This window comes from Microbacterium sp. SGAir0570 (assembly GCF_005491085.2).
Taxonomy (GTDB): domain Bacteria; phylum Actinomycetota; class Actinomycetes; order Actinomycetales; family Microbacteriaceae; genus Microbacterium; species Microbacterium arborescens.
In genome coordinates this window covers 585,872-598,140 of sequence record NZ_CP027929.1, presented here as the reverse complement: position 1 = coordinate 598,140, position 12,269 = coordinate 585,872, and the positions used below count along the sequence as shown (strand labels likewise).

The 12,269-nt window shown below is 71.3% G+C and carries 16 protein-coding genes; 8 read left to right on the top strand and 8 right to left on the bottom strand.

The window, feature by feature from the left end:
• Positions 1–3 precede the first annotated feature (3 nt).
• Positions 4–975 carry a LacI family DNA-binding transcriptional regulator gene (locus C1N74_RS02780; RefSeq protein WP_137749916.1) on the bottom strand — a complete coding sequence of 324 codons (972 nt, stop codon included), beginning with the start codon at positions 973–975 and terminating at the stop codon, positions 4–6.
• 64 nt (positions 976–1,039) lie between these two features.
• Here C1N74_RS02780 and galT point away from each other — a divergent pair, with 64 nt between their 5' ends.
• Positions 1,040–2,200: a galactose-1-phosphate uridylyltransferase gene (gene galT, locus C1N74_RS02775; protein ID WP_064956287.1), complete on the top strand. Its 1,161-nt coding sequence runs from the start codon at positions 1,040–1,042 to the stop codon at positions 2,198–2,200.
• A complete protein-coding gene (galK, locus tag C1N74_RS02770) occupies positions 2,197–3,387 on the top strand; it encodes a galactokinase (RefSeq protein ID WP_064956256.1) in 1,191 nt (396 codons plus the stop codon). The genes galT and galK overlap by 4 nt, the downstream gene beginning before the upstream one ends.
• Before the next feature lie 75 nt (positions 3,388–3,462).
• On the opposite strand, the gene C1N74_RS02765 is transcribed toward galK, so the two are convergent.
• The 6 genes from C1N74_RS02765 to C1N74_RS02740 are packed head-to-tail and all read right to left on the bottom strand — an operon-like array spanning position 3,463 to position 5,962.
• Positions 3,463–3,633: a CsbD family protein gene (locus tag C1N74_RS02765; protein ID WP_023952533.1), complete on the bottom strand. Its 171-nt coding sequence runs from the start codon at positions 3,631–3,633 to the stop codon at positions 3,463–3,465.
• A gap of 56 nt (positions 3,634–3,689) precedes the next feature.
• A complete protein-coding gene (locus C1N74_RS02760; protein WP_137749915.1) occupies positions 3,690–4,304 on the bottom strand; it encodes a hypothetical protein in 615 nt (204 codons plus the stop codon).
• A complete protein-coding gene (locus tag C1N74_RS02755; RefSeq protein WP_023952537.1) occupies positions 4,301–4,885 on the bottom strand; it encodes a hypothetical protein in 585 nt (194 codons plus the stop codon). Before C1N74_RS02755 ends, C1N74_RS02760 begins: the two co-directional genes overlap by 4 nt.
• The gene (locus tag C1N74_RS02750) at positions 4,882–5,277 is read right to left on the bottom strand and encodes a hypothetical protein (RefSeq protein WP_023952538.1); all 396 of its coding nucleotides are present in this window, start codon (positions 5,275–5,277) and stop codon (positions 4,882–4,884) included. Before C1N74_RS02750 ends, C1N74_RS02755 begins: the two co-directional genes overlap by 4 nt.
• Positions 5,274–5,465: a DUF2273 domain-containing protein gene (locus tag C1N74_RS02745; protein WP_023952539.1), complete on the bottom strand. Its 192-nt coding sequence runs from the start codon at positions 5,463–5,465 to the stop codon at positions 5,274–5,276. Before C1N74_RS02745 ends, C1N74_RS02750 begins: the two co-directional genes overlap by 4 nt.
• The gene (locus C1N74_RS02740; protein ID WP_023952540.1) at positions 5,462–5,962 is read right to left on the bottom strand and encodes an Asp23/Gls24 family envelope stress response protein; all 501 of its coding nucleotides are present in this window, start codon (positions 5,960–5,962) and stop codon (positions 5,462–5,464) included. The genes C1N74_RS02745 and C1N74_RS02740 overlap by 4 nt, the downstream gene beginning before the upstream one ends.
• Positions 5,963–6,101: 139 nt before the next feature.
• On the opposite strand from C1N74_RS02740, the gene C1N74_RS02735 reads away from it, so the two are divergent.
• From C1N74_RS02735 to C1N74_RS02710, 6 genes are read left to right on the top strand one after another with little or no spacing between them, the layout of a single operon-like run.
• Positions 6,102–6,674, top strand: coding sequence for an RNA polymerase sigma factor (locus C1N74_RS02735; protein WP_023952541.1), 573 nt, complete (start codon positions 6,102–6,104; stop codon positions 6,672–6,674).
• Complete coding sequence (locus tag C1N74_RS02730) at positions 6,674–7,261, top strand: Asp23/Gls24 family envelope stress response protein (RefSeq protein WP_258317981.1); 588 nt, start codon at positions 6,674–6,676, stop codon at positions 7,259–7,261. Before C1N74_RS02735 ends, C1N74_RS02730 begins: the two co-directional genes overlap by 1 nt.
• On the top strand, positions 7,258–7,578 hold the full coding sequence (locus C1N74_RS02725; RefSeq protein ID WP_103841333.1) for a hypothetical protein: 321 nt from the start codon (positions 7,258–7,260) through the stop codon (positions 7,576–7,578). Before C1N74_RS02730 ends, C1N74_RS02725 begins: the two co-directional genes overlap by 4 nt.
• Positions 7,579–7,626: 48 nt before the next feature.
• A complete protein-coding gene (locus C1N74_RS02720; protein WP_137749914.1) occupies positions 7,627–8,874 on the top strand; it encodes a GNAT family N-acetyltransferase in 1,248 nt (415 codons plus the stop codon).
• Complete coding sequence (locus C1N74_RS02715) at positions 8,871–10,376, top strand: carboxylesterase/lipase family protein (RefSeq protein ID WP_137749913.1); 1,506 nt, start codon at positions 8,871–8,873, stop codon at positions 10,374–10,376. The genes C1N74_RS02720 and C1N74_RS02715 overlap by 4 nt, the downstream gene beginning before the upstream one ends.
• 26 nt (positions 10,377–10,402) lie before the next feature.
• Positions 10,403–11,158, top strand: coding sequence for a hypothetical protein (locus C1N74_RS02710; protein WP_137749912.1), 756 nt, complete (start codon positions 10,403–10,405; stop codon positions 11,156–11,158).
• 12 nt (positions 11,159–11,170) lie between these two features.
• Here the strand turns inward: C1N74_RS02710 and C1N74_RS02705 are convergent, their stop codons facing one another.
• Positions 11,171–12,220 (bottom strand): biotin/lipoate A/B protein ligase family protein, encoded by a 1,050-nt coding sequence (locus C1N74_RS02705; RefSeq protein ID WP_137749911.1) that lies wholly within the window; start codon positions 12,218–12,220, stop codon positions 11,171–11,173.
• Positions 12,221–12,269 lie beyond the last annotated feature (49 nt).

The following is a 12,269-nucleotide window of genomic DNA, read 5'->3' as shown; positions in this document are numbered from 1 at the left end:
GCTTCACCTCAGCGCAGAGCTCGCGCGGACGACGAGCTCGGTGGGCATGGTGTGCGCCGGGGCCGTCGAGCCCGACTCGATGACCTCCACGAGCGCCTCGACGGCACGTGCGCCGAGGGCGTCGAAGTCCTGGCGGACGGTCGTCAGCGGCGGCCGGTACTCCGCGGCATCCACCACGTCGTCGAATCCGACGACCGCGACGTCGTCCGGCACCTCGCGACCGGCGTCGCTGAAGGCACGGAGCAGGCCGAGCGCCATCTGGTCGTTCGCGGCGAACACCGCGGTGGCATCCACGAGCGCCGCACCGGCCGCGTGACCGCCGCGTGAGGTCCAGTCGCCGCGGACGACCTCGGGTACCGCCGCATCCGCGTCGATCAACGCCTCGCGCCACCCGCGCTCGCGTTCTTGAGCCGCGAACGAGGCTGCGGGCCCCGCGAGGTGGTGCACCGTCGTGTGCCCCAGCTCGAGCAGGTGCTGCGTCGCCTGTCGGGCGCCTCCCGCGTGGTCGGTCTGCACGATGGCGAAGCGGTCGTCGGGGGGCGAGTCGACGACGACGAGGCGGAGGTCGGCGGGCGGTGCGGTGTCGCGAGCGAGCCGCGTCGCCTCGTTGAGCACGATCGCTCCGTCGACGCCCTGGTCGCGCAGCTGGGCGAACGCCTCCGCGATGTCGCGCGCACCGGCGACCGTCACCACGGCCAGGGCGTAGTCGCGCTCAGCCGCCGCGTCGGCGATGGCCTGCAGCATGCGGGAGTTGCCGACCGAGGCGAGGGTCGAGACGACGAGGCCGATCGTGCGGGTCTGGCCGGTGCGCAGCGCCCGGGCGGCGCGATGCATGCGGTAGCCGAGCGTCGCCATGGACGCCTCGACCCGGGCACGCGTCGCGGGATCGACGCGCGGGCTGCCGTTGGCCACACGCGAGACGGTCTGCGCCGAGACGCCCGCGTGAGCCGCCACCTGGGCCATCGAGACGCGCATGCCGGTCCTCTCGTCGGGGTGTGTTGACGATATCACGGCCGGAATGTAGCGTGTTATCGTGAACATCAGCGCCCCTCCCGCCGTGCCGCTCGGCGCGGGCGTCGTCAAACGCTCCACGCGCCTCGACGACGGCCGCGAGCTTCTCTACTACGACGACCCCGACACGACGCTCGGCCCCGAGCGCGCCGTCGACGCCCGCACCCTCGACCCCCGCCCCGAGACCGCGACGATGCGGCAGGACATCCTGACGGGCGACTGGATCTCGATCGCGGCATCGCGCCAGAACCGCGCCTTCCTGCCCCCGGCCGAGCTCGACCCGCTCGCCCCGCAGACGCCGACCAACCCCTCCGAGATCCCGTCGCGCTACGACGTCGCCGTCTTCGAGAACAAGTCGCCGTCGTTCGGCCCCGCCCTCGCCGAGGCGTTCGGCGGCGCACCCGCGGCATCCGACCCGCCCCGCGGCATCGATGACCTCGCGCACCTGGGCCTCGGCCGCACCCGCACGAGCGTCGGACGCACCGAGGTCGTGTGCTTCTCCCCCGAGCACGCCGGATCCTTCGGAACCCAGACGGTCACCCGCGCCCGTACCGTCATCGAGGCGTGGGCCGATCGCACGGCCGCGCTGTCCGCGCTCCCCGGCATCGAGCAGGTGTTCCCGTTCGAGAACCGCGGCGAGGCGATCGGCGTCACCCTGCCGCACCCGCACGGGCAGATCTACGCCTACCCATACATCACACCGCGCACGACGCGCCTGCTCGACTCGATCGACCGCACGGCTCCCGATCTGTTCCAGCGCATCCTCGAGTTCGAGCAGGCGGGTCCCCGGGTCGTGCTCCGCGGCGAGCACTGGACGGCGTTCGTCCCGTTCGCAGCGCGCTGGCCGATCGAGGTGCACCTCATGCCCCACCGGCACGTCGCCGACTTCGCCGAGACGAACGAGGCCGAGCGCGACGAGCTCGCCCCGCTCTACCTGCGATTGCTGCGCGGGATCGACGCACTGTACGAGACCCCGACGCCGTACATCGCGGCATGGCACCAGGCACCGGTCCGCCACGCCCGCGACACCGCCCGCCTGCACCTGCAGCTGACGAGCCCGCGCCGCGCAGCCGACAAGCTCAAGTTCCTCGCCGGGTCCGAGGCCGCCATGGGCGCCTGGATCGGCGACATCCCGCCCGAGACCGCGGCTGCGCGTATTCGCGAGGCTGTAGAAGGAGTGACCCTGTGACCGACACCGATCCGCGCACCGACGCGCGCGACCTGCTGGCCTCCCTCGGCGCGACCGCGACGAGCGAATGGTCGGCCCCGGGCCGCGTCAATCTCATCGGCGAGCACACCGACTACAACGACGGCTTCGTGTTCCCGTTCGCCACTCCCCACCGCACGCACGTCGCGCTCGCCCCCCGCACGGACGGGCGCCTGCGGGTCATCTCGACGTTCGACACCGTGCCGGTCGAGGTCGCGATCGCCGACCTCGACGCGATCTTCCCGACCACAGGTGGCGAGCACGCCGTGCCCGAGTGGTCCGCGTACCCGCTGGGCGTCGCCTGGGCACTGATCCAGGCCGCCGGCGCAGACCCGACCACGCTGACCGGCGCCGATCTCGCGTTCGCGTCGAACGTGCCGGTCGGCGCGGGCCTGTCGTCGTCCGCCGCGATCGAAGGCGCCACCGCCTCGGCGCTCAACGAGCTGTGGAGCCTCGGACTCGACCGCGTCGCGCTCGCGCAGGTCGGCCGTCGCGCCGAGAACGAGGCCGTCGGAGCGCCCACGGGCATCATGGACCAGATGGCCTCGATGCTCGGTGAGCCGGATGCCGCGACGTTCCTCGACTGCCGTTCGCTCGAGACCGACGAGGTCGAGCTCGGCTTCGCCGCCGCGGGGCTGACGCTGCTCGTGATGGACACCAACGTCAAGCACGCGCACTCCACGGGTGGCTACGGCGAGCGCCGTGCCTCGTGCGAGAAGGGCGCGCAGCTCATGGGCGTCCCGATGCTGCGCGACCTGTCGGTCGACGACCTCGACCGCGCCGCCGGCATCCTCGACGACGTCACCTTCCGCCGCGTGCGCCACATCGTGACCGAGAACCAGCGCGTTCTCGACACCGTTCGCACCCTGCGCGAGCAGGGGCCGCGGGCGATCGGATCGCTGCTGGACGCCTCGCACGTCTCGATGCGCGACGACTTCGAGATCTCCGTGCCCGAGCTCGACCTCGCCGTCGAGACGGCGCGGGGCGCGGGCGCCATCGGGGCCCGGATGACCGGCGGCGGCTTCGGCGGCGCGGCGATCGCGCTCGTCGAGACCGGTGCCGTCGACGCGGTGGCCGGCGCCGTCGAGAAGGCATTCGCGGATGCCGGCTACGCGGCTCCGACGATCTTCTCGGTCAGCCCGTCGGCGGGCGCGCGCCGCGACGGCTGATACCGCAGTCGACAACCACGCACGCACGACGAGAGGGGGATGCCGGCCCGGCACCCCCCTCTGCGTTCACGCGACTTACTTGAAGGCGTCCTTGACGTCTTCGCCCGTCTTCTTCGCCTCGGCCTTGACCTGGTCGGCCTTGCCTTCGGCTTCGAGCTTGTCGTTGTCGGTCGCCTTGCCGATGGCCTCCTTCGCCTTGCCGGCGATGTCCTGGGCGGCGTTCTTGATCTTGTCGTCGAGACCCATGATGGGCTCCTCTCCTTCGGTGGTGACGCCCCGGGCGGGGCTGTGGACGTGTGCGGTCAGGACAGGCGGCGCTGGTCATGCGCCAGCTTCGCGCGCAGCCCCGTGTGGATGGAGATGTAGGTCGTGAGCTGCTGACCCGTCAGAGCGCTGAGGTTGCCGACGAGACGTTCGACGGTCCCGGCCACGTGCAGCGGCGAGGTGTTCTGCCGCGGAGTGACGCTGACGTGCAGCACCGGCTGCTTCTTGATGTCGTTCGCGGTGACACGGGCGCTGAGGATCTCGTCGCGGTCGGCGAGCGCGTTCTTCAGCGCGTCCGCCGCGAATCCCTCGGTGACCGTGATGCGGCCGAGGTCGCTCTCCGCACCCGTCGCCCGGAGTGCGGGCCGGCGGCGGCCGTGGATGCTGCGCACGACCAGAACGATCAGCAGCACGACCAGCAGCGCGAGCGCGGCGAGCACGCCGACGGCGAGCCAGGTGAGGCTCGTGCCCGCGATGACGGTGGCATCCCACGCCTGCTTCGCCCAGTCCTCGGCCCCGGACCCGACCGAGGTCCAGGTGTCGGCGGCTGCCGGCCACACCGCGCCGGCGATGATTCCGCCGCCGACGACGACGAGCACCAGTCCCAGGATCAGGAGGATCGTGCGGTTGACCGCGCGATTGGTGTTGTTCATGCGTTCTCCTCCTGTTCGCGGGGCCGTTCGACCCGCACCGCGGTGCGCAGCTTCGACGCGAGCCGATACGACTCCAGCTCCGCGTCCGCCAGGGCGCGGACCTGCGTCTCGTCGACGGGGACTCCCACCGCGGGGGTGAGGGTCACATCGACCGAGCGGTGGCCGACACCGACCCGCACCTGGTCGCGGGGCAATCCGCTCTCGTCGCTGACCCGCTGCGCGATCGCCGAGGCGATCACGCCGTTGTCGGCGACGACGGCGCTCTCACCGACGACGAGCTGGTGCTTCGACAGGCGGCCCGGGGCGACGGCGAGCGCCACGAGGATGACGCCGAGCACCGCGATGACCGCGCCGATGGCGACGCTGACGCCGACCGGCACCTCCGTCGGGAGTCCGACGACCCACCCGAAGGCGGCGGCGGGACCGAGGAGAAGGGCCGGCTGACCGGCGAGGTTCAGCACGATCTCCGTACCGACGTAGACGAGCGCGAGGATGACGAGGACGACGGCGACGATCATCGCGACGGTGCGCGGCGAGTGCGTCTCACGCCGCACGACGCGGCGCAGCACGGGACTGCTCATCGGACTCTCCTCCTTGCGGGTGTCGTGGCGCCGATGACGGTGATGTCGACGCGCGTGACGGGCTTGCCCAGCACGCGGCCGAGCTCTTCCTGCACGCGGCGCTGGGCCTCACGGGCGATGTCGACGACGGCTCCGGCGGCTCGCACCGCTTCGGTGTCGTCGAGCGACGGGACGGGGAACGGCGCCTGGATGCGGACGGCCACCCCACCCCGGTGATCGGATGCCGTGACCGACACACGGTCGACGTCCACGCCGATGACCTGGGATGCGATCTGCTCCGAGACCTTCCGCACCACGCGCTCGCGCACATCGACCCGTCCGGCGAGACCGGACGCCCCGCCGGTGGCGGCCGTGACGCCGCCACCGGGACGGATGGCCTCTGCGACGGTCATGACGAGGTGCGCCGCCCGGTCAGCACGTCGGCCAGCCCGCGGACGTCGAGCTTGCCGGACGCGATGCGGCCGACCGCGGCACCGATCGCCATGAAGAGGGCGACGAGGAGGAATCCCCAGAAGCCGAACAGCAGGGCGGCGGCGGCGAGGATGGCGCCGATGAGCGCACCCGAGACGGTGGCGCTCATGCGACGCGCGACTCGGACTCGTCGTCGTCGTCAGCGCCGGCGATGTGCACGTCGTTGACCTCGACGTTGACCTCGACGACCTCGAGGCCCACGAGTCGGCTGATGGCACCGGCAACGGCGGCACGGACGTTGTCAGCGACCTCCTGGATCGGCGCGGGGTACTCGACGACGATCGTGAGGTCGGCTGCGGCCTGGGTCTCGCCGACCTCGACCTTGACGCCCTGCGACAGGTCGGTGGCGTTGATGGCGTCGCGGATCGCACCGAAGGCGCGGGCTCCGCCGCCACCGAGGGCGTAGACGCCGGCGACCTCACGGGCTGCGATGCCGGCGACCTTCGCCACGACGCCGTCGGCGATCGTGGTCTTGCCCGCGGCATCGGTGTCGGCCGGGACACGCGACGACGAGAACGTGCGGTCGACGCGCGAAGCCTGCGGCGCGGCGGCCTGCGACTTCGTGGTCTCAGCAGCGGGGGCGGTGTTCTTCTGGTCCTCAGCCATGACGTTTCCTTATCTGTCTGCGTTGTCCGATGCAAGCTCTCGGCTCGTCATTCGGTGAGCGTTACGTTCGCTCTACAGATAAGAGGGCGGCTCATCCGGATTCGTCACAAAAAAGTTCGAGAAGTTTTCTGGGGGAACGATGCGAGCCGAAGACAGCGGGTCGAACCCCGACCTGCAGGCCGCGCCCGACGGCATCCTGGCGGCCCGAGCCGCCTCCGGAGACGCCGATGCCTTCGACGTCCTCCTTCATCGGCACACCCGCATCGTCCGCGCCTACGTGTACCGCATCGTCGGTACCCTCTCGGAGACCGACGACGTCGTGCAAGAGGCCTTCCTCACCGCGTGGCGGCAGCTGTCCACCTTGCGCGACCCGAACGCCGTGAAGGCGTGGCTGATGAAGATCGCGAGCCGCGAGGCGTATGCGCATCTCAGGAAGCGCCCCGACCATGACACACTGGACGGATTCGACAGAGCCGCGGAGGCGGGTCTCCTCCCCGAGGCCGCTGCCATCCGCAACGCACAGTTGCAAGCGCTCTCTCTTGCACTCGATGCGCTGCCGGAAGCCCAACGCCGCTGCTGGCTGCTCCGAGAAGTCGGGTCGCTCAGCTATACCGAGATCGCAGAAGAGATGAACCTCCCTCTCAGCACCGTTCGAGGAAACCTGTCCCGCGCCCGCGCCAGCATCACGATCCAGATGGCGGGGTGGCGCTGATGGATGCCGATGGCATGACTCTCGAGTGCGGCAAGACGATCGATGAGATCAGCGACTACCTCGACAGCGGTCGCTCGCCGTACGACCCCGAGATCGAGACCTGTCCCGACTGTCTGAACGCCCTCGACGCGCTCGAGCGCGCGGGGCGGTTGTCACGCGAGCTCATCGCGGCGGATGCCGCGGAGATGCCCGAGCCCTCGGAGAACTGGTTCCACGGCGTGATGAACGCGGTGCGGGCCGAGCTGCGGGCCGGGCGCTCGATCCCGCTCTCGCATCCCGATCCCCGGGTCTCGATGACCGTCACCGAGGGAGCCGTGCAAGCGCTCATCCGCGCCAGCGGCGACGCGATCGACGGCGTCTTCATCGGCCATTCGCGCATCATCGGCGACGTCGAGGTGCCCGATGCGCCGATCGCCGTCGACATCACCGCGTCGGTCGCGTGGGGCGAGTCGCTGCCGACCGCCGCCGGAGCGGTCCGCCGGGCGGTGTCCGACGCGCTCGCCCACCACACCGAGCTGAACGTCACCGCCGTCGACGTCACCGTCGAAGACCTCCACCGTCCCTTCCCGCCCAAGGACACCGCATGATCGAGCCCGTCTCCATCGTCGACCCGTCGGCTCCGCGCCCCCTCGTCGAGGTGCCCGGGGTCAGTGCCGTGCACGACCCCCGCCCGCCGCTGACCCGCGTGCTGGGAGCAGCGGCATCCGCGCTCCACCGAGAGACGGCGGCACCGATGAACGGCGTCCTCGTCACGGCCGATGGCGAGGTGGTGACCGCTGCCGCTGCCATCTCCGTCGCCGCATCCGCACGCACCCCCGAGGTGGCCCGCGCCGTCGCCGACGAACTGTGCGCGCAGCATCCGACGGCCGACCGCATCACGGTGCAGGTCCGCCGCATCGCCTGACCCGCGGTCGCCTCACCGAGGCGCCGCGGAGTCCGCTAGCTTCGGACTGTGTCTGCGACCGTCTCCGTCTCTCTCCGCCCCGCGGGTCCCGATGATCTTCCCGCTGTCCGGGAACTCGACAGGCTGTGTTTCCCGCCCGGGCGCGACGACGTCGAGCCCGCTCACCCGGGCGAGCTCGAGAGCGCCTTGGCGGGTGAACAGATCACGCTCGCCGTCATCGGCGACTCCGTGGTGGGGATGCTGCAGACCGAACGACTCGGCCCCGAGCACGTCTACCTCGCCGCGTTGGCCGTTCATCCCGACCACCAGCGCGCCGGGATCGGAGCGCGGCTCGTCCGGCACTTCTCCGACACGGTGAAGGGGATGTCGCCGCGGCCCTCGGCCACGACGGTGACCAGCCCCAGGAACGTCGCGATGATCGACCTGCTGACCCGGAGCGGCTTCGTCGGATCGCGCGGCATCCACGCCTACTTCGGTCCGAGCAAGGACCGTCTCTACTTCCAGCTGAAGAGCCGGCAGCTGGTCGCCGATCCCGACGACCGCGTCCTCGTCCCGGTGGCGGCGACCGATCACCTGTTCGATCTGCTGAGCGCCGACGCGAACGCCGTGACCAGCGTCATCAAGAGCGTGCAGGGGACGTTCTTCGAGGTCTCGACCTTCGAGGTCGAGGACCGACCCGGCCTGCGCGCCGACGAGACGTCCGTCAGCACGGGTGAGGCGGGCGCCGTCCTGGCGGCACTCACCTTCCTGCTCGGCTTCTCGCTGACGATCACCGACTTCTCCGAAGCGCTGCGGATCTTCCTGCTGGTCGCCACGATCCTGACTCTGGGAGCCACGCAGGTCTACGCGAACGCGTCGGGCTCGTTGTCGCGCCTGCAGGACGATCAGTTCGGCCTGCATATGAAGTGGGGCAATCTCCTGCTCGAGTTCGGCGGGGTCTATCCCCTCGTCCTGGTGCTGCCGGCCGTGTTCGCCGACGCCTCCGACAACGCCGTACTCTCCCTCGCGACCGCGATCGTCGTCGCCGTCCTCGTCCTCGCGTACGAGGTGTCACCGTTCTCGATCAGCGGCCGGTACCGACGCAACATCGTGTTCTACGCGCTCGCGGTGGTCACAGCCGCGGCCCCGGTCGCCGCCGCGCCACTGCAGGCGCTGACCGGGCGCGACACCGCATGGGTCGTCCTGACAGCTGTCATCCTCATCGTCCGCTTGGCGTATCTCATCCCCGCCGGCCGGCAGGAGCTCGGCGCCCGAACCCGCCCCCGGCTGATGCGTCGCGCCCGGAGGACGCGATGAGCGCCGCAGCGGGGGAAAGCGGTGGCGGGAACCTCGTTCACGCCACCGCGGCGGGCCGCGTGCGCGGCACGCGTCGCCCCGACGGAACCCTCGTCTTCCTCGGCATCCCGTACGCGCAGCCGCCGACCGGCGCACGGCGCTTCGGCGAGCCCGTGCCCGTCGAGCCGTGGGACGGCGTCCGCGACGCGACCGCCTACGGACCGACGCCGCAGCGCGGTGACCACGGCGACACCCTCATCCCCGAGCCGTCGATCCCCGGCGACGACACCCTGTCGGTCAACGTGTTCGCGCCGGACTCGTCTGGCGAGGCGGGCACCGGCGCACGGCATCCGGTTCTCGTGTACATCCACGGCGGCGGTTTCGTGCAGGGCTCCCCCGCGAGCCCCTGGTACGACGGCGGCTCGTTCGCGCGGGCGGGCATCGTCGTGGTCACGGTCTCGTACCGCCTCGGCTTCGACGGCTTCGGCCTCCTCCCCGGCGCCCCGACCAACCGCGCCGTGCGCGACTGGATCGCCGCCCTCGAATGGGTGCGGGCGAACGTCGCCGTGTTCGGAGGAAACCCCGATGACGTGACGATCGCCGGGCAGTCCGCCGGCGGCGGCGCGGTGCTCACTCTGCTCGGGATGCCCGATGCACAGCACTTGTTCCATCGCGTGCTGTCCATCTCTGCGGCCCTGACGAACGTGCCGCCCGCCCGGGCGGCGACGGCGACCGGCCGGCTCGCGGCGCGCCTCGGGATCGCCCCGACCCGAGAGGCGTTCGCCGGCGTGGACGAGCTCACGGTGCTCGGGGCGCAGCAAGCGCTGGAATCGGAGCGGCACGGCAGCATCATCGCCTCGGTGCGCTCGCGGCTCGCCGACGGGCTCACATGGGGACCGGTCGTCGACGGCGAGCTCATCCCGCGCCCGACCCTCGATGCGCTCGCTGCCGGCGTCGGCGCGGACAAGTCGCTCGTGCTCGGCACGACGGACGACGAGTTCACGATGATCACCGACGGGGTCGCCAGCCCGCTGCGTCTCGTCCCGCCGGCGCTGGCGCTTGCCGCACTCGGGGTCGGCCATGCGATGCGCTGGCGCTACATCCGCGACAACCGTACGCAGCGACGACTCGGCACCGCCGCATTCCTCGGCCGCTACGCCACCGACCGCATCTTCCGCGACACCGTGCCCCTCGTCGCCCGGACCCGTGGCGGTTCTTCGACGTGGGCCTACCGATTCAGCTGGCCCTCGCCGACCAAGCGCTGGGCGCTGCACTGCCTCGATGTGCCGTTCTGGTGGGACGTCTTGTGCGCCGACGGCGTCGCGAAGCTCGCGGGGCCACAGCCGCCGCAGGAGCTGGCCGACGCGATGCACGGCGCCGCCGTGTCGTTCGTCCGGACCGGCGGTCCGGGCTGGCCGCGATGGACGCCGGACGAGCGGACGACGCGCATGTTCGGCGCCGCGCCGTCGGTGCCGACGGTCGTGGCCGACGGTTACGCATCGGTGCGAGCGCTCGTCGGTTGACGGGGTGCGGGTGAGAGCAGAAGACGATGCCTGAGAGCTCCGCCGCCTCCGCGGCCCGCGAACTCGTGGAGTCCGGGCGCGGATTCGACGCCGCGCTGATCGAGCGCGCCGCCTTCGCCGACGAACCGGCGGTCCAGGATCTGCTGGACGTGTCGGACGAAGAGCGCCGCCGGCCGGTCGGCCGCCGGTCGATGTTCCGCTCACTGGGCGTCGCACTGCTGGAGTTCCTACCGATCATCGCCGCCGGGGTCGTCGTGATCCCCGCCCGAACGGCATCCGACCTGACCGTGCCGACCCTCGTCGCCGGTGCGCTGGCGATCGTGGCGGCGGCATCGCGTCCGGTGCTGTGGCGGCAGTTGGCGAGCGGGCGCGTCGAGGCGAGCGGTTCCCAGTTGTCCATCAATGCCGTCTCGGTGCTCTTCGCCGCGTTCGCGATCATCATCGTCGCGCTGCGCTCCGATGACGCCGGCGCCCCCGGCCTCACCATCGGCGCCTTCGCCGTGCAGGGCATCGCGTCCGCCGTCACCGTCGCCGTCATCGTCCGAGCCGGGCGTCGCGCCGGGGGGTCTTCGACTCCGCCGACGGGAGTCGAAGCCCTGCGCGCCGCCGTCGGCGCGCTGCCGGGCTCACGACAGGAACAGGCACGGGAAGACATCGCCACCGCATTGCGCGTGGCGGTCGACGGCGGCATCCTGAGCGAATCGGATGCCGCCACCCTGACGCGGGCGCCGCTCGGCGGTCTCGCCCGAGCCCACTGGGCTGTGTCGCAGACGCGCCGCTGACGACGCCGCGGGTCAGGGAACGCGCTTGAGCCAGGCGTCCGTCGCGAACTTCGACTCGACGAGCGCTTCGGCCTCGGCGTACTCCTCGTCCGAGATCGTGCCGGGAACCGCGCCGTAGCGCTTCGAGAACACCTCGATGAACCGCTCGATGATCGCGTCGCGCGGCAGACCCGTCTGGCTCCGCAGCGGATCGACGCGCTTGGCGGCCGAGACGGTGCCCTTGTCACTGAGCTTCTCGCGGCCGATGCGCAGCACCTCGGTGAGCACCTGCCCGTCCATGTCGTACGACAGCGTGGCGTGGTGGAGCACCCCGCCGTTGGCGAGACGCTTCTGCGCGGCGCCGCCGATCTTGCCCGAAGGCGAGGCGATGTCGTTGAGCGGCTGGTACGTCGCCTCGATGCCGAGCGAGCGGAGGGCCTCGAGCACCCAGTCGTCGAGGAAGGCGTACGAGTCGGCGAAGGTCAGCCCGGCGACGAGGGATGCCGGCACGTACAGCGAGTACGTCACGATCGAGTTCGCCGCCATCATCATCGCGCCGCCGCCGGAGATGCGGCGCACGACGTCGAAGCCGTGCTTCGCGGCGCCCTCGGGGTCGACCTCGTTGCGGTACGACTGGAACGACCCGATGACGACGGCCGATTCGTTCCACTCCCAGATGCGCAGGGTGGGGTTGCGGCGCCCGTCGCCGACGCGGGTGGTGAGGACCTCGTCGAGCGCGAGGTTCATGCTCGGCGACACGGCGCGGTCGTGGACGACCTCCCAGTCGAACTCGCGCCAGCCCGGGGCGGTGATCATCGCGCGGCGAACCGCGGTGCTGACCGACTCGGGAGTGAAGCCGAGCAGTTGCGCGCCGTCGGGCAGCGCCGAACGCACGGCGGCCGCGATGGTGGCGACATCCGACTCCTCGGGCAGACCCGTCACGGCCGCATCGATGTCGGCGAGCGCGTCGTCGGGCTCGAGGAAGAAGTCGCCCGCCAGGTGGAAATCGGCGATGCGGCCGTCGCGCACCTCGAGGTCGACGACGACCAGCTTTCCTCCGGGGACCTTGTATTCGCCGTGCATGCGTCCAGCCTAGGACCGGGCGGAGGATCGGTCGCCCGATGGATGCCGT